Origin of the sequence: Pedobacter sp. MC2016-24, assembly GCF_015223055.1 — a bacterium.
Taxonomy (GTDB): Bacteria; Bacteroidota; Bacteroidia; order Sphingobacteriales; family Sphingobacteriaceae; genus Pedobacter.
This window is the reverse complement of sequence record NZ_JADFBX010000025.1, coordinates 1-26,565: the sequence shown is the minus strand read 5'-3', so window position 1 is coordinate 26,565 and position 26,565 is coordinate 1. Positions and strand designations below refer to the sequence as shown.

Here is a 26,565-nt window from a genome sequence, read left to right as displayed (position 1 = left end):
CTCAGCTGCCTTAATAACAAATTACACTGTTTTATGTGATAAAAGTTCTGGAGGGAACAGTTAAATTTGTGCAATCGTTCCCGACATCGTTGCCAACGAAGAATGGTGTTATCTAATAATAACCTTATATTGCGTATAAATTCAATTGACAACGTTTAGCTAATCCTTATTTTATGTTTGAGCCACCTACTTTAAAAGATATCGCCACCGCACTTGGCCTTTCCACATCAACCGTTTCAAGAGCCCTGAGAGATACTTATGAAATTAGTTCGAAAACTAAAAAACTGGTATTAGAATACGCAGAGAAAATCAACTATCAACCCAACCCAAGTGCGCTGAGTTTAAAAGTACGACGCAGTAAATCTATTGGTGTACTGGTGAGCGAAGTGGCAAATTATTATTTCTCACAAGCCATTAGCGGCATTGAATCTATTGCGTATGACCGTGGTTATCATGTCATCATTACCCAAACGCATGAGTCCTATGATCGGGAGAAAATCAATATCCAGCATTTGGCATCCCGCTCTGTGGATGGACTCCTGGTTTCACTATCCGCTGAAACAGCCGATACTTCGCATTTACGCGATTTACACGACAAAGGTTTGCCGATGGTATTTTTTGATCGGATTGCGGAAGATATCAATACCCATAAAATCACTGCAAATAATGAACAGGGAGCTTACGATGCCACAGTTCACCTGATCAAGTCTGGGAAAAGGAAAATTGCCCATCTGACCAACTCCGGCCAGCTTTCGATCAGCATAGATCGATTGAAAGGTTATACCCGGGCACTTCAGGAATATGGCATTACACCAAATCCGAATTACATCAAGCACTGTAACCACGGTGGTATGTTTTACGATGAAATTGAATCTGCTGTTGCAGAAGTGATGAATCTGAAAGATACTCCGGATGCCATCTTTGTGGGCAGCGACCGGCTATCGGTAGGTTGTCTTTCTGTATTGAAAAATCTAAATATTGGTCAGGATCTCATCATCGCCGGTTTTAGTAATGCGGATGTGCTTGATTTGTTTAGTTATCCCCTGACTTCAGTAAGGCAGCCTGCTTTTGAAATCGGGCAACAGGCTACAGAGCTACTCTTGCAGCTGATCGAAAGCAAACACCCGGTCACAGAATTTGAGAACCGGGTGATTGATACTAAATTATTTGTCAGATAGCTACTTAGTTGGCTTTAGACATTTTATCGGCCATTACCAGCGCATCATAAGCATTTACGATACCGCCAGTTCTGCACAATTCTGTCATGGCAACTTTTTTACCGCCCGACTTAGGTTTGGTAACGGGAAAATCGATTTTGGTTACCGAGTTTTCAATGATGTATTTGATTTGTTTTGCTGTCAGCTGTGGATAATAGCTTTTGATGAGCGCAGCGATACCCGCAACTACAGGAGTGGCCATACTGGTACCAGACAGCGGACTGTATTTGTTATCAGGCAAGGTCGAATAAATGGCCACACCCGGAGCAAATACATCTACAGTTTTAACGCCATAATTGCTAAATCCGGCCACCAGGCCAGCTTCTGTCGCCCCACTTGCGCCTACGGTAATCATATTCGAAGCCCTGCCCTCTCCTTTCATATGAAAAGGTGAAGGATAATGCGGATGAAGGTCAATATCCGTACCGTCATTACCGGCTGCATTGACAATCAGTACACCTTTCTTTTCGGCATAACGAATGGCATCTTCTACCATTTTGCGTTCGGGAGATACAGCCTTACCGAAGCTCATGTTGATGATCTGCGCACCATTGTCTACCGCATAGCGAATACCCAGAGCGATGTCTTTATCGTACTCATCACCATTAGGAACCGCTCTGATGCCCATCAGGTTTACTGCACTGGCAATGCCGTCCATACCAATATTGTTACCACGTTCAGCTCCAATAATACCGGCCACATGCGTCCCATGAAAATAAGGATCGCCGATCAGGTTTGAATTTCCATAAAAACGATCTTTTTCATTATAAAGATCATCTTTTACCTGTTCTCCTCTAAAATACACGGGGGCTACTGTATCCCCTTTTTTCAGCAAACTTTTGCTGAGTACCCAGGATATGTAATGTTGCTTATCTTTCTTTTTTACGTCCTTTTCATTTTGAACATTTTCAAACATCGACTTATATTGAAAATACACGCGTTGATATTCTGAAGCCTCATTGGTCACCTGTCCGTTTGGACCGCCTAAAAAGTTCCAGCCTACAACATCCCCTTTATAGCCGTTACCATCTACGTCAACATTTCCTGGTTTTTCTTTCAGGTTTCTCCATAAATTGGTTCTCAGGTCCTCATGCAAGGTATCAATCCCGCCATCAAGCACAGCAACAACAACGGTTGTTGGTGTTTTACCCTTTAACAATTCATCGTAGGCTTTGATCACCCCGGTTCCATAAACCTTATCTGCGTCCTTGGACTGCAAATGCCAGTTTTTACCTGGCTGCTGTGCAAAGCCTAAAACCGGCAGCAAGCACATCATCATCGTAATTGTTCTTTTCATGTGTTTTTTGTGAATAACGGATGCAACATAACAATATTAACTGAATTTGTAAAAACTGCGACATGAAAATTACCTGATTAAGGTCGGGACCATTCCTTTAAAGGGCCTGCCTGGCCATACTTAGGTCATATGTTAAATTATGTTAAGACCTTGCTACCCTCATCCCCTTTGCATAGCTTAGCGTCCTATTATTTTAATTGACGGTATCGTATTATTAACTTATCTTTGCAGAATGTTTAAAATTAAACACGTATTACTATTAAGTTTCACCATTATAGCACTAGCTATTGCGGGTTGCAAAAGCCAGTTTGAGAAAATCAGACTGAGCAATGACGTAGCCAAAAAATATCAGGAAGCTATGCGGTTGTATAACAAAAAGAATTATTCAAAAGCATTGATCTTGTTCGAAGATCTTTCTCAGAAATACAGGGGAAGGGCTGAGGCCGAAGAATTGAACTATCACTATGCCTTTACCTTATATAAATTAAGAGATTACACCACTGCAAGATATCAGTTTAAATCTTTTGCTGACACCTATCCAACCAGTAAATACGCTGAGGAATGCCGTTACATGGGCGCTTATTGCTATTATCTGGATTCACCAGCTCCACCTTTGGATCAGGAAAACACTTACAAAGCAATTGATGCGCTACAGTTGTTCATCAACTTTTACCCGAAAAGTGAGCGTGCCGCTGATGCCAGTAAATACATTGGTTTATTACGTACAAAACTAGAAGACAAAGCCTATAACAATGCCAAGTTATATTACGATTTAGGCGGTATGGGCGCTGATGCGGTGAATTACAAATCGGCAGTGATTGCTTTAAAAAATGCACAAATTGATTTCCCTGACATTAAATATGCAGAAGAAATGGATTTGCTGATTGTTAAATCGCAAATGGCATATGCCAGGAACAGTTACGAAACACGTCAGGAAGATCGTTATAGCGAAGCGATTACCTATGCTGATGAATTCGTAGAAACACATCCTCAAAGCAAATACCTGGAAGAAGTTAAAGATTTGAAAAAATCAAGTGAGGCCAGTATTTTACGAGCCAAATCTTTCCTTGCAGAGATGGCGAAAGATCAGAAAAAATACAAAGCCATGCTGGCTAAAGAAAATAGAACGGATACCACTACTACAATTAAAACCCCCAATAAATAATGAACACGAATAAACCCGCTGTACCGAATACTACGGTTACCCGAAATGTGAATGATCTTGATCAGAAAACGGAAAACATTTATGAGTCTTTAGTAATTATTTCAAAAAGGGCTAATCAGATCTCAAACAACATGAAAGAAGAATTACACGGCAAATTGGCTGAGTTTGCTTCTTCGAATGACAACCTTGAGGAGATTTTTGAAAACAGAGAGCAAATTGAGATCAGCAAACACTACGAACGTATGCCTAAGCCTAGCTTAATCGCAATTGATGAGTTCCTGAATGATAAAATCTATTACAGAAATCCGGCTAAAGAGCAACAATAACAATTAGGCATCGGGTTAAACTGCGCCACGCATTTATTAAAAACCATGCTTAAAAATAAAAACATTATCCTTGGCGTTTGCGGTAGCATTGCGGCCTACAAATCGGCTATTCTGGTTCGGTTACTGGTAAAGGCAGGCGCAAACGTCAAGGTTATTCTGACAGCCGATGCGGCGAATTTCATTACGCCCTTAACTCTGGCTACCCTAAGTAAAAATCCTGTTTACACACAATATTTCGAAGCTGATACCGGCGTATGGAGCAACCATGTTGAATTGGGTCTTTGGGCTGATTTCATGATTGTTGCACCAGCAAGTGCAAATACGCTGGCTAAAATGGCAACAGGTATTTGTGACAATTTACTCACAGCCGTTTACCTGTCGGCAAAATGCCCTGTATTTGTTGCGCCTGCAATGGATCTGGATATGTGGAAACATGAAAGCACACGTCACAACATCAGCGCTTTATTGAGTTACGGCAACCAGGTGATCAAACCAGATAGCGGAGAACTGGCTAGCGGCTTATATGGCGAAGGCCGAATGGCCGAGCCTGAAGAGATTGTTTCATTTCTAACCGGCCTTGTACAATCTACACTTCCTTTGTTGGGAAAGAAGATTATGGTTACGGCCGGTCCGACTTACGAAGCCATTGACCCTGTTCGATTTATTGGCAACCATTCTTCCGGGAAAATGGGTTTTGCGCTGGCAGATCATTTTGCAGCCCTGGGAGCTGAGGTTACACTGATTACAGGTCCTACTGCAGAAAAAAGTAATTACCCGCTTACACGCATCGATGTGGTTAGCGCTGCAGAAATGCTGAAGGCTTGTAAAGCGAATTTTCCGGCAGCTGAGATTACGGTGATGAGTGCGGCTGTGGCAGACTATACGCCGGTAACTGCAGCTGAACAGAAGATCAAAAAAAACACGTCTGAATTTAGTCTGGAACTTAAGAAAACGGAAGATATCCTGGCTACACTAGGCCAAATGAAAACGGACTCACAAATTCTGGTCGGCTTTGCGCTGGAAACTGAGAACGAAGAAGCATATGCCAAAGCCAAACTGGTTAAGAAAAACCTGGATCTGATTGTACTCAATTCTTTGAACGACAAAGGTGCAGGCTTTAAAAAGGATACCAATAAAATCACTATATTTAATAAATCATCTGAAAAGACTGTTTTTGAGATGAAATCAAAGACTGAAGTTGCAGAAGACATTTGCAATGAAATATTAAAGCTGGTTTAACCATGAAAAAACGTTACTCATTCACCTTTTTGTTGTTCTTTTTCTGTTTCCTGTATGGTAATGCTCAGGAACTGAATACCCGCGTACAGGTATTGGCCCCTACGGTACCCAATGTAAACAAACGCAATCTGGAAATCCTTCAAAATACCATTCGCGATTTTCTGAACAACAATAAATGGAGTAACGAGGTATATACCCCGATCGAAAGGATTGAATGCAATTTTGTGATTACGCTAACTGCCTGGGATGGTGGCTCTGGCTATAAGGCCGAAGCACAAATTCAATCCAGCAGACCGGTTTATGGGAGCTCCTATACCAGCACCCTGTTGAATTTGAGTGATAAAGACTTCGATTTCAATTATAATGAAGGCCAGTCTGTAGACTTCTCCGATCAGAATTTCATTTCCAATATCAGTTCCCTGCTCAGCTTTTATGCATACACCATTATCGGGCTGGACAAGGATAGTTTCAGTAGATTGGGTGGATCTTTTTACCACAAGAAGGCACAAAACATTTTAAATGTGGCTCAGCAATCCGGCAACAAGGGTTGGAAAGCCTTTGATGGCTTGCGCAACCGTTACTGGCTAAATGAAAACCTGTTGAACAAAAGTTTTGAAGATCTAAGGGTTTTCATTTACGATTATCATTTCAATGGCCTGGATCATATGCAGGAAGATCCTTCAAAAGGAGCTAAACGAATCATCAGCCTACTCTCGGATCTCAAACAGCTGGACAAACAGAAACTTGGCTCCATTTTTCCAAACGTATACCTGGCTACCAAAGCCGATGAGATCGCAAACGTTTTAGCTGCTGCAGATCCATTAGATCGCGTCAAAGCATACAACCTGCTTGCCGAAGTGGATCCTGCCAACATCAGCAAATACGAACCTCTAAAGGCTGTACGCTAGGCTTTTCCATTTTTTTTTCTTCAAAAAGATAATTTTATTTGGAATCTACGAATAGATTCGTAGATTTGAATACGAAACAATTCGTAGAAGAGAGATATGACAACATCAGCAGGAAGTAAACCAACGGAAAGTGAACTGGAAATTTTGCAGATTTTGTGGGATAAAGGAGCTTGCACAGTAAGAGATGTACATGAAATTCTGGAAAAGAATAAAGATGCTGGTTATACCACCACCTTGAAACTGATGCAGATCATGCATGAAAAAGGATTGGTATCGAGAGATACATCTTCTAAAACACACATTTACCGTGCCCTGGTTAACCAGGAAAAGACACAGCAACACCTGGTCAATAAAATGATTGATAATGTGTTTAACGGTTCTGCTGCACGTTTGGTCATGCAGGCATTGGGTGGACATAAAGCAAGCAAAGACGAAATTGATTCAATTAAGAAATATTTAGATGAACTAGATAAACAATAATTATGGAAGCAATTTTAAATAATTTAACCAAAGCAATTGGCTGGAGCATTTTTCATTCTTTATGGCAGGGTGCAGTCATTTATGGTGCATTGATGCTCGCTTTTTTTCTCTTGCCACAAAAGCGTGCAAGATTAAAACATAACCTGGCTTATGGCGCCATGTGTTTGATGTTTTTGACCTTTATCACCAGTTTCCTGATTTTATTTAAACTACCAAGTCCGGAACCGGCCACTGCGCTGGGGTTTGGACAGGCGCAATTGTATGAACAATATCTGGCTACCATACCTGCTTCACTGACTCAGCAAACAGAATTGTTATTTCCTTACATCGTGGCTATCTACGCAATTGGTTTAGTGATCCAGCTTTTCATGCTTTCGGCAGGCTATCGTAAACTTCAGCAATTAAAGCAGGGAAAAAAGTTTTTAGTTCCAGCTGAATGGGCGGCATCATTTGAAAACCTAAAGTTCAAACTTGGCTTAGGTAAACAGATTGATTTTTATCTTTCTGAAGGTATAAATATTCCATTGGTAATCGGCTATTTCAAACCCCTCGTTCTATTTCCGGTAGCGCTTGTAGCACAATTGGACCTTAAGCAGGTCGAGGCCATTTTAATCCATGAGCTTTCGCACATCCGCAGAAATGATTATTTACTAAACCTGATCAAAACTGGAATTGAAACCATTTTATTCTTTAATCCGTTCGTGTGGCTGGGGAGCAAACTCATCCACATGGAAAGAGAACACGCTTGCGATGATTTGGTATTGCAAGTTACTGAAACACCCCTCACCTATGCACATGCACTTTTAAAACTGGAAATCCTGCAAGATCAAAGTAGCCCTGCTTTTGCAATGGCAGCAACTGGTAAAGGACAACATTTATACCAACGCATTAAAAGAATTACAGATATGAAAACGAGTTACATCAATGCCAAACAGCGTATTTTTGCAATTACGCTAACCATAGCCACAATCATTTCACTGGCCTGGGTAAAACCAGCTAAAACAGAAGCCCAGGTTAAGCCAAAAACAGTTACCACAACACGCCCCGCAGCTTTGAAACAACCTTTAGCCAGTCACAACACTCCGATAGTGATGATTGAGGATACCACTAAGAAAAAAAAGCAGTTTAAAATTATAACCGTTGACCATCAAGGGAAAAGATGTGAATACAATTCGCTAAAGGAAATGCCAGACAGTTTAAGAAAAATGGTTATTCGCGAAACCTTTTCCAATTCTCCAACCTTACAACTTAACGTTGATTCCATGGTTAACCATAGTTTATCCTTCCTGAAATCTCCGGAATGGAAAGCTGCCATGGACAACGCAACAAATGCGGCAAATGTAGCCAACTTGGCAAATGCCGAAAAAATCAGTGCCAGAATCAATGCGCAGATCAATTCATCGGAGTGGAAAAAGATGAACGCCGAGCTCAAAAAGAGCACCAATCAAATTAAAGTATATTTCAACTCTCCTGAATGGAAAAAACAACAGGAAAAAATTACTCAGAGTCTAGCACAAGCAGAGAAAAGCATCAACGCAGAGGAGCTTAGCAGACAGATACACGAAGCCACCAGATTTGAGCTATCGGTTAATAAGGACAGAGTAAAGGAACTTCGCCTGATTTCCAAAAAGAGACAGGAACTTGAAAGTTCAAAAGAATACCAGGATTTGAAAAAAAAGTTTGATGATGAAGTAGAAGCCTTGAGGAAAAGAAAGGCTTTAAATGCCGACAGTACGAAAATGTAAGACCAAACCAAACAGATGAGAAAGAGAGGCAGAAGATAATCTTCTGCCTTTTTTGTTGTTCGTCATTAAGTTTTTATAATTTAGCAGTGTATATGCTACAAAAACTTTCTATTCGTAACTACGCATTAATAGACAGTGTTGATTTAGAACTCGACAAAGGTTTAAATATCATCACAGGTGAAACCGGCGCCGGTAAATCAATCATGTTGGGTGCTTTATCATTGATATTAGGGCAGCGGGCTGAAACCAAATACTTTTTCAACCAGGATAAAAAATGTATCATAGAAGGCTCATTTTCATTGGAAAGCACAACCTTACAAAATCTTTTTGAGGAAAATGATCTGGATTTTTATCAGGAAAGTACACTTAGAAGAGAAATTTCAACCGATGGCAAGTCGAGGGCTTTCATCAATGATACGCCAGTTACGCTTGCCGTAATGAAACAAATTGGTGAAAAGCTAATTGACATCCACTCACAACATGCAACTCTGGAAATCAATGATACTGGCTTCCAGCTTTCTATCGTGGATACCTTGGCCAACCACCACACCTTACTTCAGGATTACCGTTCTCTTTTTAAAGCATACAAGAAGAAGCAAGCGGAATTAATTGCTTTACAAACTGCAGCAGACGAAGCAAGGAGTAAACAGGACTACGAGCAGTTTTTGTTCAATGAGCTTGAAAATGCAAATCTTCAAGTGGACGAACAAGAAAGGCTGGAAACGGAACTGGAGATGCTCAACAATTCGGAAAGCATCAAACGAAGTCTGCTTACCGGCTTTAATTTGTTAAGTGAACAGGAAACTGCTGTTTTACCCATACTAAAAGAAATTATAAACCAAATACAAGGTATTGAACGCTTTAATCCAGAGTACTCTGCTTTAAATGAACGTTTACGCTCTGCCCAGATCGAATTGAAAGACATTTCTGCAGAACTTTCGAGCCTGGAAGAAAACATCATCTTTAGCCCGGATCGGGTGGAAGAAATCGGTACCCGTCTGGACTTAATCTATGGCTTACAACAGAAACATCGTGTAAGTGACATTGAAGCGCTGATTGCCCTTCAAAATCAATTGTCAGACAGCCTGGCAAATCTATTGGGCAGTGACGAACACATTGAACGCCTGACCAAAGAAATTGAAGGCATCCATACCAAACTGGAAGAAATGGCCAGCAGGTTATCCGATAACCGGAGCAAGTCTATTTTGAGCACGGAAAAACAGGTTGCCAGTGTACTGCTACAGGTAGGCATGCCAAATGCAAAGATTAAAATAGAACAACTGATCAATAAGGAGTTGAATAAAGATGGTAAGGATAGTATTTCCTTACTGTTCTCTGCCAATAGTGGCCAGGCACCGGCACCCGTTGGGAAGGTCGCTTCAGGGGGAGAACTATCGCGACTCATGCTTGCCATTAAATCGATCATGGCCAAACACACTGCCTTACCCACTTTGATATTTGATGAGATCGATACTGGAATTTCAGGAGAAATTGCACTTCGGGTAGGAGATGTTATTGGCGGCCTGGAAAAAAATATGCAAGTCATTTGTATTACCCACCTTCCGCAAATTGCGGCTAAAGGTGAGGCACACTACTTTGTCTATAAAAACGAGGAATCAGAACGTACCACCACGGGAATTCGCCGGCTAACAAAAACAGATCGCATAGCGGTTGTTGCCGAAATGCTGAGTGGTAAGCCTCCAGGGGCTTCTGCCATGGAAAATGCGAAGGAATTACTGGGGTATAAAAACTAAAATAAAGAAAAATGTATAACTTATTAAAAGGTAAACGCGGGATCATTACGGGCGCTTTAGATCAACATTCTATCGCCTGGAAAGTTGCCGAGAAAGCTCATGAAGAAGGAGCGACATTTGTTTTGACAAACGCGCCTATCGCCATGCGTATGGGCGAGATCAATGCACTTGCTGAAAAAACCGGATCACAAATTGTTCCGGCTGATGCAACAAACGTGGAAGAACTGACCAATTTGTTTACCCAATCGCAAGAGATTTTGGGTGGTAAAATAGACTTTGTATTACACTCTATCGGAATGAGTGTAAACATCCGCAAAAAAATACCATATACTGAACTGAATTATGACTATTTTCAGAAAGGTATAGATGTTTCGGCGCTGTCTTTTCATAAAATGCTGGCCGTAGCAAAAAAACTAGATGCCATTAGTGAAGGTGGTAGTGTGGTGGCTTTAACTTATATGGCAGCTCAACGTACCTACCCTTTTTATACCGATATGGCTGACATTAAGGCAATGCTTGAATCTATTGCCCGTAGTTTTGGCTACCATTACGGACTGGAGAAAAAAGTAAGGATCAATACAGTTTCTCAATCGCCAACAAAAACAACTGCCGGTACTGGTGTTAAAGGTTTTGGAGATTTCTTTGACTATGCAGATGCCATCGCTCCATTGGGCAATGCTGATGCAGAATCTTGTGCAGATTACTGTATCACTTTATTTTCTGACCTGACCAGGATGGTGACCATGCAAAATCTTTTCCACGATGGTGGATACTCATCAACCGGGGTAAGTGATGTGGTTATGCAAAAAATGGGATTAGACGCATAAGTGATAATTGCGTATTCATGACAATCTAGCCATAATATTTAAGCTTAAAAATGAGATTTACAGGTCATTCATAAAAATTTGGCCTGTAAATTGGGCTGCTTAAACTATGGTTAGATTGTTAAAGTTATTGGTCATCGTGGCAGTTATCGGACTTGCGGGTTGGTTTCTTGCTACTAAATTCAGTTTAAAAACCACAGTAGAAAGTAAACATCAAATCTTACTGGAACGTGTTGAAGCTATGGGTAAGCTTGAACTGGTCAAGTATAGGCTTAGTGATGTACTTGAACATAAAAATAAAACGCCTTTTTTACCGGATGCCAGTGTCTTGTTAATCATTAAGGCAGATGCAGTTGGTTGTATAGACCTGACTAAAATTAAATCAACAGACATCAAAGTTTATGGCGACTCTGTGGTCATGCAGCTGCCGCAGCCTGAAATCTGTTACATTAAAATAGACCATAAATCATCGCGGGTTTATGATACAAAAATGGCCTTTTTTAGAGAGGCAGACCTGGTTGATGAAGCCTATAAAAGTGCCGAACGCCAAATTGCTGCAGAAGTACGAAAATCAGATATTCTTCAACAAACAAAAACCAATGCCTTAAATGTGTTCAGGCCTATTTTAACGGGGCTGGGTTTTAACAAAATGACCATTACATTTGAAGGATCTTTAACCATTCCGCAACAATTACAATAAAAGTATCCTTGCATGAAAGCCTATATTTTTGAAATCCAGTTGAAAGTCCGAGATTATGAATGCGATCTGCAGGGCATTGTTAATAATGCCGTTTATCAATCTTACCTGGAACATGCGCGACACGAATACCTGCACTCAAAACACATTTCATTTAAAGAATTAACAGAAAAGGGTATTTTTTTAATGGTATCGAGAATCGAAATGGATTTTAAAAGGTCTTTAACCAGTGGAGATAACTTTACGGTCAAAATCTACACGGAAAGGCAAGGTTTAAAATTAGTTTTCTTCCAGAATATTTATCGTTTATCTGACAATTCCCTTTGTTTGAAAGCTAAAGTCGACGTCATCTCTACCGCCAATGGTGTATTGACACGTGGTGAAATTTTTGACGAATTACTTGCATAAATAAACTAAACATACGCCACCTTAGTTTGTTAGTTACCTTGAGTAAAGGAATCAATTATGGAAAACGTAGTTCAGAAACAATGGGAAGAAATAGATAAAAAGCTCTATAAAGTACTTGTTTTTAAAGACTTTCAGGAAGCTTTTGCTTTTATGCTGAAGGTTGCATTTGTAGCAGAAAAGCGTAATCATCATCCAAAATGGACCAATGAATACAATAAGGTAGAAATTTGGCTCAGTACCCATGATGCTGGAGATATCGTGACTGAAAAGGACCGGAACATGGCCAGGGAAATTGATGAAATATTAGGTATTGATACCACATTACAGCCTGGCCCACAAGTTTAATCTTCAATTAATTTATCATCATTGAAACGTGTGAATTTTAAAACAATCAAAACAAATTTCCAGGAAGGTTTCAAAAATCTTGCTGAAGGCGGCTTTAGGCAGATTTTCAATCGAATTGATCAATTGGGCATCAAAAAAGGGGTCGATAGCATGGGTATTGATAAATTTATCAATCAATGTGCCTATCTGGCAGCGGGCTCGGGTCTTGTTACTGGTGTGGGCGGTGTAAGTACAATGCTGATTGGCACTCCTGTGGATGTGATCAACCTAATTACACAGCAGTTTAGGGTAACATTGGCAATTTCCTATCATTATACTGGAAAATCCAGGATCAGCTTTGACAATTTCTTTAAAATTGTAGCTTCCTCTGTTAAAGCGGATACACAACTTGCAATCAGCAAAAACATTATGGAAGAAGTTGCTGAAAAAATTCTGATGGGACTAGGTTCTAAAGCAATGCGCCGTCTTGTTCCAGTAGTAGGTGGTGTGATTGGTGGGACAATAAATTATTTATTTATTAAAAAGATTGGAAAAGAACTGATGGAACAGCATAAATTGCGCCATGAACATTAAAGCACATCAAGTTGGGGATAAAAAAATAGCCGAAGTTATTGCAGATTCTGTGTTGATTCACAGCCCGGAAGAAGGACTACAATTATTGGTCGACTTATATTATCAAGAATTTGACAAAGTCATTATTCAGGAAAAAAACATAATACCCTCTTTTTTTGACCTCAAAACTGGAATAGCTGGAGAACTTCTTCAAAAATTCTCCAACTTTCGCATGCAATTGACAATCGTTGGCAACTTTAGCCAATATACTGGTAAAAGCATCAAAGATTTTATATATGAAAGCAACAAGGGCAAACTTGTTAACTTTCTCAGTTCGGTCCGAGAAGCCCTTGATTAAAGGGCTAGCTTAATTTCCAATCGGCTCTCTCAAAATGACAGGTATAGCCATATGGGTTCTTTTGCAAATAATCCTGATGCTCCTCTTCAGCATTCCAGAAATCAGTTGCCGGAACAACCTCTGTCACAATTTTTCCGGGCCATATTCCAGAAGCATCCATTTCTGCGATTAATGCATTTGCAGTTTCCCGCTGTGTTTCATCCAGATAAAATATAGCAGAACGGTAAGAAGTGCCAATATCATTCCCTTGTCTGTTTCTTGTACTTGGATCGTGGATTTGGAAGAAGTATTCCAGTAGTTTCCGGTAAGATAAAGTATTGGGGTCAAATGTAATTTCAATACCTTCGGCATGTGTTCCATGATTACGGTAAGTTGCATTAGGAACATCTCCTCCCGTGTATCCAACTACAGTGGAGATTACCCCTGGATAATTACGGATCAGTTCTTCTACTCCCCAAAAGCAACCGCCGGCAAGAATGGCTTTTTCAATATTCATATTACTTAACTATTTATAAAATAAAGGTACGGCCTGGAGCTGTTATTGACAAGTACACAGGCCTGATCTCATAAGAAATGATTCTTCACAGACATCCTCATGCAGAAATCCAGCAGATCAACGAGGTGCAATAACCTGGTTGACCAAGACTTTCTGAGCTGCAAAGGCATCCACATTCTCAAATGTCACTGTAGCAATCTGCTCCATTGCTTCATTGGTGAAAAAGCCCTGGTGTGAAGTAATCAATACGTTGGGGAAAGAAATGAGTCGGGCAATTAAATCGTCCTGAATCACATCTTCAGAGCGGTCGTGAAAAAAAAGCGAACTTTCCTGCTCATAAACATCCAGGCCAAGATAGCCCAGTTGACCAGATTTCAAAGCCTCAATCACCTCTGCAGTTTGAATCAGTCCCCCACGACTTGTATTGATCAACATTGCTCCTTTCTTAAAGAGCTTTAAACTCTCCGCATTAACCATATGTAGACTTTCTGCATTTAGCGGGCAGTGGAGCGAAACAATTTCCGCATCATGCAAAGCATTAACCAATGAGTCATAATGTAAACCCCCGGCCTGAAGTTCCTGGTCGGGGAAAGGATCATAGGCAACAACCCGGCAACCAAATCCCTTAAGGATTTTATAAAAAGCTTTACCAATATTTCCTGTACCAATTAAAGCAACCTTACAACCGAAGAGATTAAACCCCATCAATTTTTCTAAGGAAAAATTACCCTCCCTGATGCGGTTATAAGCTTTATGGGTTTTCCTGTTCAAGGTAAGAATCATAGCCATGGCATGCTCAGCGATAGCCTCAGGCGAATATGCTGGTACTCTAAGCACCTGAATATTTAATCTTTCAGCAGCAAGTAAATCAACATTATTATATCCGGCACAGCGCAATACGATCAACTTTATTCCATTTTCAGCCAGCTTTTCCAAAACAGCAGCATTGGCAATGTCATTGACAAAAATGCAAATGGCATCGTATCCTTCAGTCAATGAAACAGTCAACTCGTTCAGTGCGGCACTAAAAAAAGTTAATTCATGTCCAGTATTGAAACGCTCAAGAAAGTCCTGATCATACCGATATGTACTAAAAACAGCAATTCTCATAAGTTTTAGATTTTTAAGCAAGATATATGTAATTGTTTATAAAAATGTGCAAAACGCAGCACATGTGGATATCTATTTGAAACATTAAGCCCTATTTTGAACTTGTGTTCATAAACTACAGACATATGCAAAAAACAGATACTACAATTGGTACAGATCTTCAAAAATTTATTGAAAAATTCGAACCAAGTAAATTTAAAATGCTGGCCAGAGGAATTGAAATCAGAGGTAATAACGATTTGCACCGCAGCATTACTTTTGCCAAGGAATTGATAGATCGACTAAAATTAAAGCTCACAGTACATCATTCTGCTGAGATGGCACTTTACGGCGGCTTTGAGGTAGTTTATGCTTAAAGTTTGCCTATGAATAGGAGGTTTCATTAGTATCCTCCTATTCATGGCTCTTGTTACATTAATGTTTAGCTAGATGATTTCAAGATCGGTTTTACCGGCAGGGATAAAAAAGCTGAATTCCAATTGAAGTTCCTCATGATCTTTTTCATTCTTTAAAATTAAAGCCGGTTCTCCATTTGGCCTGATTAAGGTGGCGAGCTTTCCATTGCCAAAAATCTTTAGAACAGCATCTGCAGGAATAGGTTCTAATTTAAATCCGGATTTTAAATTGCTTACGATGCCGGACATCCGGTCGTCTGCTTCTTCTTTATTCAGGTACATTGTCACTGCAGCGAAGTTTTCTCTATTGGCAATCAATTTTTTAATTTGTTCTACATCTGCTTTTTTGATCAAACCGGAAAGTTGCTGGTAGGCGTCATGCATTTTATCTTTCAGACCTTTTACAGATGCGAGATCCGTCCCATGCTGATAAGCTGTTACGGTATAGGGCACTGCTGCGTTAAAACTGGCCGTTTGCGTCAGTACGGTCTGCTTCTTTGCCGGATCAACTTTAGCTACGGCGTATTCTCCTGGAACTTGTTCCTTAAAATTTAGGTCGTTAGCCGCATCAAAAACTTTGATGTTGTATTTGAACTGAGCACTTGGGTGTAGAAGTTTCTGGCCAGCCAGGGGCAGCACTTTAATTGCGATTTGCTGTTTTCCGCTTTCTAAAATTGCTGAATTGATAGGAATCATTGTGGAGGTCTGGCCATCCAGATTCATCGTAAAGACCAATACGTCATTAACCCTGACTTCGAATAAGCAAAAAGCTGCACTAAAATCCAGTTGATAATAAGGCTGTACTTTGGTGTAATCTGCTTTTTTTTCAATTTTCAATGGTGTAGGTATGGGATTTAAAGAAGTGCTTTGAGAATGACATCCCAAACAGATCAGGAAGCTTGGCACCAATAGTAGCGTTTTGATTTTCATAGAATTTGTTTAATAAACAATGTTACTGGATGATTTTAATCGCATAAGCGCTAAATTCATGCCAATGGCAATCCTGCCAGTCTGTAAACATATGAAAGATCAATCCTACAGCAATGATTCTTGTTTTCGGAAACAATAACAACATAAAATAAACAGCAATTGCTGCATAAGAATGCAAAGGATGATAATTAATACTACACCTTCCGGGATCAAAAATTGGTGAAGCCAGTAAATGGTCTGCATCAACCACCATAGTAGCCATCATAATCAGCCAGGCACGTTTCCATTCTTTTCTAAAAAAAACAAATGCAGTTAAGCCCGGAGCTAAAAAATGTAAGCTATAGTGAACTACAGGTTTTAATATATTCAGTAAATCAGCAGTCATAGCAGTATTTGGTGGTCGAGTGACAAACCTAAGGAGAATTATTTTCCATTAGCTTTTTAATTTAAATTATATTTGCACCGTGAACAGGCTGTGTTTTCTTCTGTTATTCCCCATATTTGTTTTAAATACCTATTGCATAGAGTTATTTAAAATCCCAAAGCTCATTTCTCATTTTAAACAGCACCAGGCACTTAATAATCAGATTAGCATTATTGACTTTCTAAACATGCATTATTTCGGTGAAGATATTGCAGACAACGATCATGAAGAAGACATGGAACTTCCGTTAAAAAAAATAGAAGCCCCATCAATTATTCAATTTGCAGTTCCTGTTAAACGCATCTTTATCCAAAAGGAAAAATACTTTGTAGTCCTTACTAATCAGCCAAATAGGCAAAGCATTGATCACAATGACCCTGCGCCTGGCTGTCTTTTCAAACCACCAAAAGCATAATTTCTATCTCCTAAATTTTCTGCTTACCTGATCCCTCAATTTTATTGACCGGGTATGCTTTGTATTGAATTTAAAATATTAGAATATTATGCTAAATAAGATCATTGGCTTTTCTGTAAAGAACAAGCTGATTATTGGCTTATTTGTACTTTCCCTCATTGGCTGGGGTACTTACGAAGTCACAAAATTACCTATAGATGCCCTACCTGACATTACCGACAATCAAGTACAGGTAATTACCGTATCTCCGGCACTCGGCGCTCCGGATATTGAGCGCTTGATTACTTTTCCAATTGAACAAGCGTGCAGCAGTATATCGGGTCTTAAACAGATCCGTAGTTTTTCAAGATTTGGACTATCCCTGGTAACCATCGTTTTTAATGAGGAGACCGATGTGTATTGGGCCAGACAGCAAATTAGTGAAAGACTGCAACAAGTTCAACAGGAAATTCCGCAAGGAATTGGTGCTCCACAAATGGCTCCTGTAACAACAGGATTAGGAGAAATCTATCAATATGTAGTCAGGCCGCTTAAAGGCTACGAAGGAAAATACGATGAAACTGAACTTCGTACCATACAAGACTGGATTGTCAGACGTCAACTCTTAGGCACAGCTGGCGTTGCCGAAGTGTCAAGTTTTGGAGGTAAATTAAAACAGTATGAAATTGCCGTTAAACAACAGCAACTGAAATCACATGGCTTGACCATCACTGACATTTTTGATGCATTAGAGAAAAATAATGAAAACACAGGCGGAGCTTATATTGAAAAAGGGCCGACTGTACTTTACATCCGCAGTGAAGGATTAACAACCAGCCCGGAAGACATTGGAAAAATAGTGGTCAAGAAGCTGGACAATGGAATGTCGGTACTGATAAGGGATGTAGCCAAAGTTAAATATGGCTCAGCAATCAGGTATGGTGCAATGACTTATAACGACCAAGGTGAAGTGGCCGGAGCTGTAGTGATGATGCTCAAAGGCGAGAACTCTTCCGTAGTCGTAAAAAGGGTGAAGGAAAAAATTACAGAGATACAAAAAATGTTACCTCAAGGTGTGGTCATTGAGCCCTTTCTTGATCGAACCAAAATGGTAAACAATGCCATTGAAACCGTACAAACCAATTTGCTGGAGGGTGCGCTGATTGTTATTTTTGTCCTTGTATTTTTCCTTGGAAATTTAAGAGCAGGACTTATCGTATCATCCGTTATTCCACTCTCCATGCTCTTTGCCATCATTTTGATGAACAAGTTTGGTGTAGGCGGAAATTTAATGTCCCTCGGTGCCATAGATTTCGGATTGATCGTTGACGGATCTGTAATTGTAGTGGAAGCCATCCTGCATCGTTTTTCCCACTCCAAACATTTCCGGAAATTGAACAATATCAATCAGGAACAAATGGATACGGAAGTCAGCAAATCAACTGGTTCAATGATTAAGTCGGCAGCATTTAGTCAGATCATCATTCTGATTGTTTACCTACCAATTTTATCATTGGAAGGCATTGAAGGTAAAATGTTTAAACCAATGGCATTTACCATAGCCTTTGCGATTTTAGGTGCCTTTATCTTATCCATAACCTATGTACCAATGATGTGTGCCTTGTTCCTTGATAAGAAGATCCAGCATAAGCAGAACCTTACCGATCGGCTGATCATTTGGCTGGAAAGGAAATATCAGCCCTTGTTGAGCTTTTTACTCAGTGTTCCAAAAATTGTATTGACGGCAACCATTACCCTTTTTGCCATATCCGTATATGTCATGAGCACGCTTGGAGGAGAATTTATTCCACAGCTCGAAGAAGGAGATTTTGCAGTAGAAACCCGTTTGCTAACTGGCAGTAATCTGAATAACACCATCGAAACGACACAGAAGGCTTCTAAAATACTCATTGATGAATTTCCGGAAGTTCAAAAAGTAGTCACTAAAATAGGAAGTGCAGAAGTGCCGACAGATCCTATGCCTTTTGAAGCAGGAGACATGATGGTAATCCTTAAGGAAAAAAAAGAATGGACTTCTGCTAAATCATTTCCGGAATTGAGTGAGAAAATGAGCAAAGCATTGGAAGCAGTACCCGGAATAACAGTAGGTTTTCAGTTTCCGGTTCAAATGCGCTTTAATGAATTGATGACAGGCGCCAGGCAAGATGTAGTTTGTAAGATCTTTGGTGAAGATCTGGATTCGCTGGCAAGCTATGCAGAACGCCTGGGAAATATCATTGCAACGGTTAAAGGTGCCGTAAACGTTTACAAAGAACAGGTAACAGGCATGCCACAAATTGTAGTGAAGTTTGACAGGGATGCAATGGCCAGACACGGTCTGAATGTAACGGACCTGAATCGCGTAATTAATACTGCCTTTGCTGGTCAGACCGCTGGTCAGGTTTATGAAGGTGAAAAGAGATTTGACATGGTCGTGCGCCTTGATGAAGATTTGCGCAAGAACCTTTCAGACATCAGGAACCTTATGGTGACCAACAGTTTTGGGACGCAAATTCCTTTATACTCGGTTGCCCAGATCGAAGAAGTAGAAGGTGTAAATCAGATACAAAGAGAAGACACTAAACGGAGAATCATCGTCGGCTTTAATGTAAAAGATCGCGATGTCCAATCAATCGTACAGGAACTACAGGACAAGGCGGGGCAAAAACTCAACTTATCTAAAGGATACACAATTGCCTATGGAGGTTCATTTGAAAATATGACCGCAGCCAAATCACGCTTAAGCATTGTTGTGCCAATTGCCCTCCTTCTGATATTTCTACTGCTCTACTTTGCTTTTAACTCTGTAAAACAAGGATTACTTATTTATACCGCAATCCCGCTATCAGCAACCGGTGGCATTTTTGCTTTATGGATCAGGGATCTACCATTCAGCATCTCTGCCGGCGTAGGATTTATTGCGCTATTTGGTGTTGCCGTTTTAAACGGAATACTATTGGTAACTGAATTTAATCGTCTAAAAAAGGAAGGCTGGACAGATGTAAAACGCATTGTTATCCATGCAACAAAATCGAAATTACGTGCTGTGTTGATGACTGCTCTTGTCCCTTCACTTGGCTTTATCCCAATGGCAATCAGCACGGGTGCAGGCGGCGCTGTACAAAAACCCCTGGCCACAGTTGTCATAGGTGGTCTGATGGTGTCAACATTGTTAACGTTATTTGTTTTGCCCATGTTATACATTATTTTTGAAAAAGGCTTTCAATATCTTGGATCAAAGAAAGTTACAGCCAGCTTCGCTATAGTATGCTTTTTCATGCCATTTTCAACCCAGGCGCAACAAAAAATCATACTTTCGGCGGCAATAGATACCGCAGTTAAAAACAACATCAACTTGCAAATCGCGGATCAGGAAATCACCTATCAGAAGGCACTAAAGAAAACTGCTTTCGATTTTGAAAAAACAAACGTTTCTGTTGAACATGGTAGATTCAATAGCCTGGCATCAGACAACAAGTTTGCAGTATCACAAAATATTGAATTTCCCACAGTATACATCAGGCAATTGGCCGTCAACAAAACCAATATCAGGATTGGTGAAACACGATTGCAACAGCGTACCCTTGATCTGAAAACCCAGGTTAAACTGAGTTATTATGATTTACTGATTATGAGGGACAAAGCAAAATTATTGAGGGAAGCGGATACCATTTACACGAGGTTTCTTGAAAAATCTTCCCAACGGTACCAGGCAGGTGATGTTGATGCCCTTGAATTGGCTATGGCTGAAAATCAGCGTCTGCAGATCACAAATCAGCTACAGCAATTGAATACAGACTATCAAACCCTGCTGAACAGGTTTAAATTACTACTCCATAGCAAAGCTGATCTGGAACCGGCTGAAGTCTCTTCAAGATACGATTTCCCCGTTACGGAAGCTTTGCTCAGCGTTGAGACCAATCCAGGGTTACAGTTAGAGGCACAGCAAATAGATCTCCTTCAGCAGCAATATCAACTGGAGAAAAGCAAACTACTACCTTCACTAAACCTTGGTTATAACAACACCAGTATTATCGGTTGGCAAACCAATGCTCTTGGAGCAGATCAGTATTATGGAAGTGGCAATCGCTTTTCCTCCATAAGCGTAGGACTTGGTATTCCAATATTCTTTGGGGCACAAAAATCCAGAATCAAAGCTGCCCGGATCAAAGTAACCCAGCAACAAAAGGAATTGGAGGTCGACCGTCTGGAATTGATTAATGATCTAAAAACAGCAGCGAACAACCAAAAGCAGTATCAGGCTGTACTAAGCAATTATGAAAAATTCTTGCTACCCAACGCAAAAAAGATCATACTTACTTCTACCCAAAAACTTCAGGCTGGAGAAATAGACTATTTAAACTGGGTAGTACTCATGAATCAAGCCATACAAATCCGAAGTCAATATTTTGACACCGTTAAACAATGCAATGAATCAGCTTTTGAAATCGAAAGAATCGGAAACATTAAATAAAAATATATGCTACTCCCAAAAAGAACTAAATATCAAAAATATATAATGATGCAAATCAAAGCAATACCCTACTTGATGTTTTTGATGCTGCTCACTTCATGCGGATCAGGAACAAAAACGCCAAACACAAGTCTACCTGAACCGGCAACTGAGTCCAACCTGGTTCAACTAAACTCTGCCCAGGTTAAAAGTGCAGGTATCATTTCAACCAAAGCAGAACAGAAAGAGATGAGTAGCAATCTGAACGTAAGCGGATCAGTAGAACCGACTCCTGAAAGCATATCAGCGATAAGCATTCCCTTGGGTGGATACATCAAAAAAACAACACTGATTCCCGGAATGCAGGTTAGAAAAGGTCAGGTTCTCGCTATTCTTGAAGATCAGGCCTATATATTATTACAACAAGATTACCTGATCGCTAAAAATAAACTCAAATTTGCAGAAGCTGATTACCATAGACAAAAGGGCTTAAACTCAACAAAAGCAACCAGCGACAAGCTTTTTCAACAAACGGAAAACGACTATACACATCAAAAAATTCTGCTCAGTTCTTTGGCTCAGCAATTGAGATTGATTGGATTAAATCCTGCAGTGCTGAACGAGCAGAACATCTCCCGAAGCATCCCCGTTTATGCCCCACTTGATGGATATGTCACTAAAGTTAATGTAAACACCGGGAAGTACGTGAATGCTACAGATGTGTTATTTGAATTGGTTAATCCAGGTAAATTACGGTTAAACCTGAGCGTACTTGAAAATGATGCAAGCAACCTCAAAATCGGTCAAAAAATTGTGTATACCACAAATAAAAATCCGAAGGAAAAATCAACAGCCACCATCAGATTGATCACCCCTCACATCGGATATGACCGAAGTACGACTGTAAATTGCGTACTAGACGATACAGATCAGAATTTGATCCCAGGAACTTATGTTAACGCAAGCATAAAAACCGACTTAGCTAAAGTGATGGCCCTACCTGATGATGCCATTGTAAAATGGGAAAATAAATTCTATGTATTTAGCGATGAGGGGAATTATCAGTACAGAATGATTCAAATTAAGCCTGGACTAACAAATGATGGGTTTACCGAAGTAAAATCTCCACTACCGGCAAAAAAGATTGTAACCAAAAATGCCTACGCTTTATTAATGAAGATGAAAAACAGTTCAGAGGAAGGTTAGATTACTTGCAAAATTATTGTTCACAGATTGATGTAGAACGTTAATCTGTGAACAATAACAAGGAATAATTACATCTCGGCGGCAGCAACTTTAAATCGACTGTTATACATTTTCAGTTGGCCTTTCAAAGTCTGCCTGGCCATGTGAATTCTTGTTTTCACCGTACCTATAGGAATGTTTAGTTCTTCAGCAATCTCATGATATTTGTAGCCCTCAAAATATTTTAGAAATGGAGTAGAATATTCAGGCTGTAATTGTCCCAAAGCTTTATTGATATCTTCCATCACAAATTTATTCTCTCCCTGGTTGGTTGCAGCGCTGTTGTATAGTTGATATGACGATAAATCTTCAGATGTTTCAATGATCATATTTCTTCTGCTCCCCTTACGATAATCATTGATGAAGGTATTTCTCATGATGGTATACAACCATCCCCTAAGATTAGTACCTTGCTTATACATGTGATGGTAACGGATTGCCTTGATCAGCGTGTCCTGCACCAGGTCGTTGGCATCTTCTAAGTCTTTCGTAAATTTCATAGCGAAGCTTTCTAAGCATGACCGGTGATTGCAAATCTGATGATTTAAAGAAATGTTTTCCATAGGTAGATGTGATTAATTGTTTTTCATTAGGTAATGCTTACAATTCAATCGTTGTACCAATTCTGGCTAAAAAGGCAGATAAAAAACTTAATAATTTGTTTAAATAGCCTTTTTATTGCCATTTTAACACATAAATGCCAGATATTTTAACAAATAAAAAAAATAAAAAAAAATGACAGAAAAACTGGCACAATTGCTGTTCAGCGCCAGAGGTGTATGGTATTCTATATGCACCGCTTACATTAATTCTACTATTTCCATAGATTTTATTGCAATTAATAAAATATATACTATCTTCGCATCATTAAATAAATGTTTATCCCCCTGTAACCCAATGAAAACAGACTTACATTTTCTAAAAATGAGAAGACAAACAACTAAAGAAGAAGAGATCTTTCTTTCAAATTGTTGTTGTTGCTGTCGCGGATTCAGCCGAATGTAATCGCCAGCAACACCGGGCAATGCAATTCCATTAACAAATTTTAAAACTCACTACAAAGGATGAAAACATCCTTATGGCTTTGCTTTGCAATTTTATTTGAGCACAAGCCGACCAAAATAAACAAATCAAGCGCTTCACACCACATTTGAATTGCGTATAACCAACAAACATTTAAAATCAAAATCATGAAAAAAAGTTTACTTATCCTCTTTTCATTTATGCTTACGGCAAGCTATGTCTTTGCCCAAAGCACAATAACAGGTATTATAAAGAATAGCAACGGCATTCCGGTGCCAAAAGCAACTGTAGTAATCAGAGGTACCAAGATCGCTACTATAGCAGATGACAATGGTAAATTCAGCATCAATACAAAACAAGATCTGCCATTTTATCTTCAGGTGAGTTCCGTTGGCTATAAACCACAGGATTTCCAGGTATTGAAAATCCAGGATACACCTTTAGAGTTAACTCTGGTAGAAAGTGCATTACTAGATGAGATCGTAGTAACCTCAAGAAGGCGTTCAGAATCATTACAGGACGTACCGATTGCGATTACCGTAATTGGAGGCCAGGCAGCAGAAAATGCCGGGGCTTTTAACGTTAACAGATTGAAAGAATTGGTGCCCTCTGTGCAGCTATATGCGTCCAATGCAAGAAATACAACACTTAACATCAGGGGTTTGGGCTCAACATTTGGCTTAACAAATGATGGTATAGATCCAGGAGTAGGTTTTTATGTAGATGGTGTTTATCACGCGCGTCCGGCAGCAACCTCGACAGATTTTCTGGATATTGAACAGATCGAAATTTTACGTGGTCCGCAAGGTACATTGTTTGGTAAAAATACCACAGCGGGTGCATTTAACATCACCACTACAAAACCAACCCAAACACCAAGTGCAAAAGTTGAACTGAGTGTTGGAAATTACAATTTTATACAAGCTAAAACATCCGTATCAGGTGGAGTAGCAAAAAATCTTGCTGCAAAATTGTCGATCTCCGGTACACAAAGGGATGGAACAATCTGGAATACCAGTGAACAACGCAAATATAGTGGCCAGAATAACCTTGGTTTTAAAGGTCAGTTGTATTTCACACCATCAGATAAATTACAAATATTGTTAAGCAGTGATGTAAGTATACAACATCCTGCAGGTTATCCATTGGTAATTGCGGGAGTTACCAAAACAGAAAGAAGCGCTTATCGTCAATATGATGCAATTATAGCAGACCTGGGTTATCAACAGCCTAAAATAGATCCATTTTCAAGAGAGATCAACACCAATACTCCATGGAGACACAACCAGTCTATTGGTGGTATATCCCTGAATATAGATTACAAAATTGGGAATGGAACACTGACATCGACTACTGCATGGAGATTCTGGAATTGGGACCCGACAAATGACAGGGATTTCTCTGAAGTATCTGCCCTGACCAAGTCGCAAGGAAATTCCCGTCATGATCAATATTCTCAGGAGATCAGGTATGCAGGTAATCTGGCCGAGAAATTAAGTGGTGTAATTGGCGTATTTGCCCTTAGCCAGAACCTGAAAGGACTGGCTCAAACAGAAGAAGTGGGTGCAGACCAATGGAGATTTGTGCAGACAAGCAATACTGGTAGCCAGTTATTATATAGAACAACGCCAGACTTGCTTAACGGATTTGGTATCAGAACCAATTCAACGATCAAATCATTAAGTACCGCGATATTTGCGCAGGCTGACTGGGAATTCCTACCACACTTACATGTTTTACCTGGTTTAAGGTTTACATACGACAAAAAAGATGTGGATTACGATAGGGTAACCTATGGCGGTTTGCAAACTACAGATGCCACCTTGCTGACTTTAAAAGCAGCGGTTTACAGCAATCAGCAATTCAACACAAGCACAGACAACAATAATTTATCTGGTAACCTGACGGTGTCATATCGCCCCAATACCAAATTAAATGCTTACGCGACCTACTCAACAGCATATAAACCTGTTGGTGTTAACGTAGGCGGTTTACCAACTACTCCTACTGGCGAAGCGGACCTCTCTTTGGCTGTTGTAAAGCCAGAATATGTTCAACATTATGAACTGGGTGTTAAAACTAAACCTGTTGCAGGTCTTTTGGTAAATGTTAGTGCTTTTAAAACAGACATAAAAGATTACCAGACCAATGTACAGTCGCCACAATTAGGTGTAAACAGAGGTTATCTTGCCAATGCAGAAAAAGTTAAGGTAAAAGGTTTGGAAATTGATGGGAACTATCAATTGGAAAGATTTTTAAGCTTAAATGCGGCCCTGGCTTATCTGGATGCTAAATACGACAAATTTACCAATGCGCCACTACCTTTAGAAGAAACTGGTCACACAGAACTGGTCAACAATGTAGCTACACAGGTTGCATTTAAAGATGCTTCAGGAGGTAGATTACCGGGTGTATCTAAATGGAACATTTCTGGTGGTGCAGAATTGAGCACTGCCGGCAAGCTGTCTACTAAGGAAGGTCGCTATTTTATCGCTGGTGATGTCAGCTACCGTTCAGAATACTCTTCAAACCCAACCCCTTCAAAAGTGTTAAATGTAGCTGGTTATTCGCTATTGAATGCCAGGTTAGGGTTTAAATCGGATAAATTCTCCATATTCGCCTGGAGCAGAAACATTGCAAACAAAAATTATTACGAACAATTGCAGGCAGCAGCTGGTAACTCAGGTTTATATGCTGGTGTACTTGGCGATCCGAGAACTTATGGTATTACCTTACGCTATGCGTTCTAAGTACTTTCTCAGCTAATCGCTGAAATAACA

The 26,565-nt window shown here is 39.9% G+C and carries 25 protein-coding genes; 19 read left to right on the top strand and 6 right to left on the bottom strand.

Annotated features, from left to right (window positions below):
* Positions 1–173: 173 nt before the first annotated feature.
* Positions 174–1,178: a LacI family DNA-binding transcriptional regulator gene (locus IM797_RS27655; RefSeq protein ID WP_194130469.1), complete on the top strand. Its 1,005-nt coding sequence runs from the start codon at positions 174–176 to the stop codon at positions 1,176–1,178.
* A 4-nt stretch (positions 1,179–1,182) separates the two neighbouring features.
* Here the strand turns inward: IM797_RS27655 and IM797_RS27650 are convergent, their stop codons facing one another.
* Positions 1,183–2,514, bottom strand: coding sequence for a S8 family peptidase (locus IM797_RS27650; protein WP_194130468.1), 1,332 nt, complete (start codon positions 2,512–2,514; stop codon positions 1,183–1,185).
* A gap of 232 nt (positions 2,515–2,746) precedes the next feature.
* On the opposite strand from IM797_RS27650, the gene IM797_RS27645 reads away from it, so the two are divergent.
* From IM797_RS27645 to IM797_RS27585, 13 genes are all read left to right on the top strand, one after another.
* Entirely contained in the window at positions 2,747–3,679 is a 933-nt protein-coding gene (locus tag IM797_RS27645) for an outer membrane protein assembly factor BamD (protein ID WP_194130467.1), read from the top strand.
* Complete coding sequence (locus IM797_RS27640; RefSeq protein WP_194130466.1) at positions 3,679–4,005, top strand: DNA-directed RNA polymerase subunit omega; 327 nt, start codon at positions 3,679–3,681, stop codon at positions 4,003–4,005. Before IM797_RS27645 ends, IM797_RS27640 begins: the two co-directional genes overlap by 1 nt.
* A 45-nt stretch (positions 4,006–4,050) precedes the next feature.
* A complete protein-coding gene (coaBC, locus tag IM797_RS27635) occupies positions 4,051–5,244 on the top strand; it encodes a bifunctional phosphopantothenoylcysteine decarboxylase/phosphopantothenate--cysteine ligase CoaBC (protein ID WP_194130465.1) in 1,194 nt (397 codons plus the stop codon).
* 2 nt (positions 5,245–5,246) lie between these two features.
* Positions 5,247–6,152, top strand: coding sequence for a DUF4835 family protein (locus IM797_RS27630; protein WP_194130464.1), 906 nt, complete (start codon positions 5,247–5,249; stop codon positions 6,150–6,152).
* Positions 6,153–6,248: 96 nt separating this feature from the next.
* Positions 6,249–6,632, top strand: a complete 384-nt coding sequence (locus tag IM797_RS27625) for a BlaI/MecI/CopY family transcriptional regulator (protein WP_194130463.1) — start codon at positions 6,249–6,251, stop codon at positions 6,630–6,632.
* A gap of 2 nt (positions 6,633–6,634) precedes the next feature.
* Entirely contained in the window at positions 6,635–8,377 is a 1,743-nt protein-coding gene (locus IM797_RS27620) for a M56 family metallopeptidase (protein ID WP_194130462.1), read from the top strand.
* A 92-nt stretch (positions 8,378–8,469) separates the two neighbouring features.
* A complete protein-coding gene (gene recN, locus IM797_RS27615; protein ID WP_194130461.1) occupies positions 8,470–10,131 on the top strand; it encodes a DNA repair protein RecN in 1,662 nt (553 codons plus the stop codon).
* Between the two features lie 11 nt (positions 10,132–10,142).
* Positions 10,143–10,958 (top strand): enoyl-ACP reductase, encoded by an 816-nt coding sequence (locus tag IM797_RS27610; RefSeq protein ID WP_194130460.1) that lies wholly within the window; start codon positions 10,143–10,145, stop codon positions 10,956–10,958.
* A gap of 106 nt (positions 10,959–11,064) precedes the next feature.
* Positions 11,065–11,655, top strand: coding sequence for a DUF4230 domain-containing protein (locus tag IM797_RS27605; protein ID WP_194130459.1), 591 nt, complete (start codon positions 11,065–11,067; stop codon positions 11,653–11,655).
* Between the two features lie 12 nt (positions 11,656–11,667).
* Positions 11,668–12,060 carry a thioesterase family protein gene (locus tag IM797_RS27600; protein WP_194130458.1) on the top strand — a complete coding sequence of 131 codons (393 nt, stop codon included), beginning with the start codon at positions 11,668–11,670 and terminating at the stop codon, positions 12,058–12,060.
* A 57-nt stretch (positions 12,061–12,117) separates the two neighbouring features.
* A complete protein-coding gene (locus tag IM797_RS27595) occupies positions 12,118–12,405 on the top strand; it encodes a 4a-hydroxytetrahydrobiopterin dehydratase (RefSeq protein WP_194130457.1) in 288 nt (95 codons plus the stop codon).
* Positions 12,406–12,435: 30 nt separating this feature from the next.
* Complete coding sequence (locus IM797_RS27590; protein ID WP_370583132.1) at positions 12,436–12,978, top strand: hypothetical protein; 543 nt, start codon at positions 12,436–12,438, stop codon at positions 12,976–12,978.
* Positions 12,968–13,315: a DUF4180 domain-containing protein gene (locus tag IM797_RS27585; protein ID WP_194130456.1), complete on the top strand. Its 348-nt coding sequence runs from the start codon at positions 12,968–12,970 to the stop codon at positions 13,313–13,315. Before IM797_RS27590 ends, IM797_RS27585 begins: the two co-directional genes overlap by 11 nt.
* A 4-nt stretch (positions 13,316–13,319) precedes the next feature.
* Here IM797_RS27585 and msrA read toward each other — a convergent pair whose 3' ends face one another.
* Both msrA and IM797_RS27575 read right to left on the bottom strand, forming a co-directional pair.
* On the bottom strand, positions 13,320–13,811 hold the full coding sequence (gene msrA, locus IM797_RS27580) for a peptide-methionine (S)-S-oxide reductase MsrA (RefSeq protein WP_194130455.1): 492 nt from the start codon (positions 13,809–13,811) through the stop codon (positions 13,320–13,322).
* A 117-nt stretch (positions 13,812–13,928) separates the two neighbouring features.
* On the bottom strand, positions 13,929–14,921 hold the full coding sequence (locus IM797_RS27575) for a 2-hydroxyacid dehydrogenase (RefSeq protein ID WP_194130454.1): 993 nt from the start codon (positions 14,919–14,921) through the stop codon (positions 13,929–13,931).
* A 125-nt stretch (positions 14,922–15,046) separates the two neighbouring features.
* Here IM797_RS27575 and IM797_RS27570 point away from each other — a divergent pair, with 125 nt between their 5' ends.
* A complete protein-coding gene (locus IM797_RS27570) occupies positions 15,047–15,277 on the top strand; it encodes a hypothetical protein (protein WP_194130453.1) in 231 nt (76 codons plus the stop codon).
* A 69-nt stretch (positions 15,278–15,346) separates the two neighbouring features.
* Here the strand turns inward: IM797_RS27570 and IM797_RS27565 are convergent, their stop codons facing one another.
* Together IM797_RS27565 and IM797_RS27560 are read right to left on the bottom strand one after the other, a co-directional pair.
* Positions 15,347–16,246, bottom strand: a complete 900-nt coding sequence (locus tag IM797_RS27565) for a hypothetical protein (protein WP_194130452.1) — start codon at positions 16,244–16,246, stop codon at positions 15,347–15,349.
* Between the two features lie 22 nt (positions 16,247–16,268).
* Positions 16,269–16,631, bottom strand: coding sequence for a DUF6122 family protein (locus tag IM797_RS27560; RefSeq protein ID WP_194130451.1), 363 nt, complete (start codon positions 16,629–16,631; stop codon positions 16,269–16,271).
* Positions 16,632–16,857: 226 nt separating this feature from the next.
* Between IM797_RS27560 and IM797_RS27555 the strand changes: the two genes are divergently transcribed.
* The 3 genes from IM797_RS27555 (at position 16,858) to IM797_RS27545 (ending at position 22,723) form a co-directional block, all read left to right on the top strand.
* Positions 16,858–17,085: a hypothetical protein gene (locus IM797_RS27555; RefSeq protein ID WP_194130450.1), complete on the top strand. Its 228-nt coding sequence runs from the start codon at positions 16,858–16,860 to the stop codon at positions 17,083–17,085.
* A gap of 88 nt (positions 17,086–17,173) precedes the next feature.
* Positions 17,174–21,538, top strand: a complete 4,365-nt coding sequence (locus IM797_RS27550; protein ID WP_194130449.1) for a CusA/CzcA family heavy metal efflux RND transporter — start codon at positions 17,174–17,176, stop codon at positions 21,536–21,538.
* Between the two features lie 45 nt (positions 21,539–21,583).
* Complete coding sequence (locus tag IM797_RS27545) at positions 21,584–22,723, top strand: efflux RND transporter periplasmic adaptor subunit (protein WP_194130448.1); 1,140 nt, start codon at positions 21,584–21,586, stop codon at positions 22,721–22,723.
* A 68-nt stretch (positions 22,724–22,791) separates the two neighbouring features.
* On the opposite strand, the gene IM797_RS27540 is transcribed toward IM797_RS27545, so the two are convergent.
* Complete coding sequence (locus IM797_RS27540) at positions 22,792–23,325, bottom strand: RNA polymerase sigma factor (protein WP_194130447.1); 534 nt, start codon at positions 23,323–23,325, stop codon at positions 22,792–22,794.
* Positions 23,326–23,952: 627 nt separating this feature from the next.
* On the opposite strand from IM797_RS27540, the gene IM797_RS27535 reads away from it, so the two are divergent.
* Complete coding sequence (locus IM797_RS27535) at positions 23,953–26,535, top strand: TonB-dependent receptor (protein WP_194130446.1); 2,583 nt, start codon at positions 23,953–23,955, stop codon at positions 26,533–26,535.
* Positions 26,536–26,565: the final 30 nt, after the last annotated feature.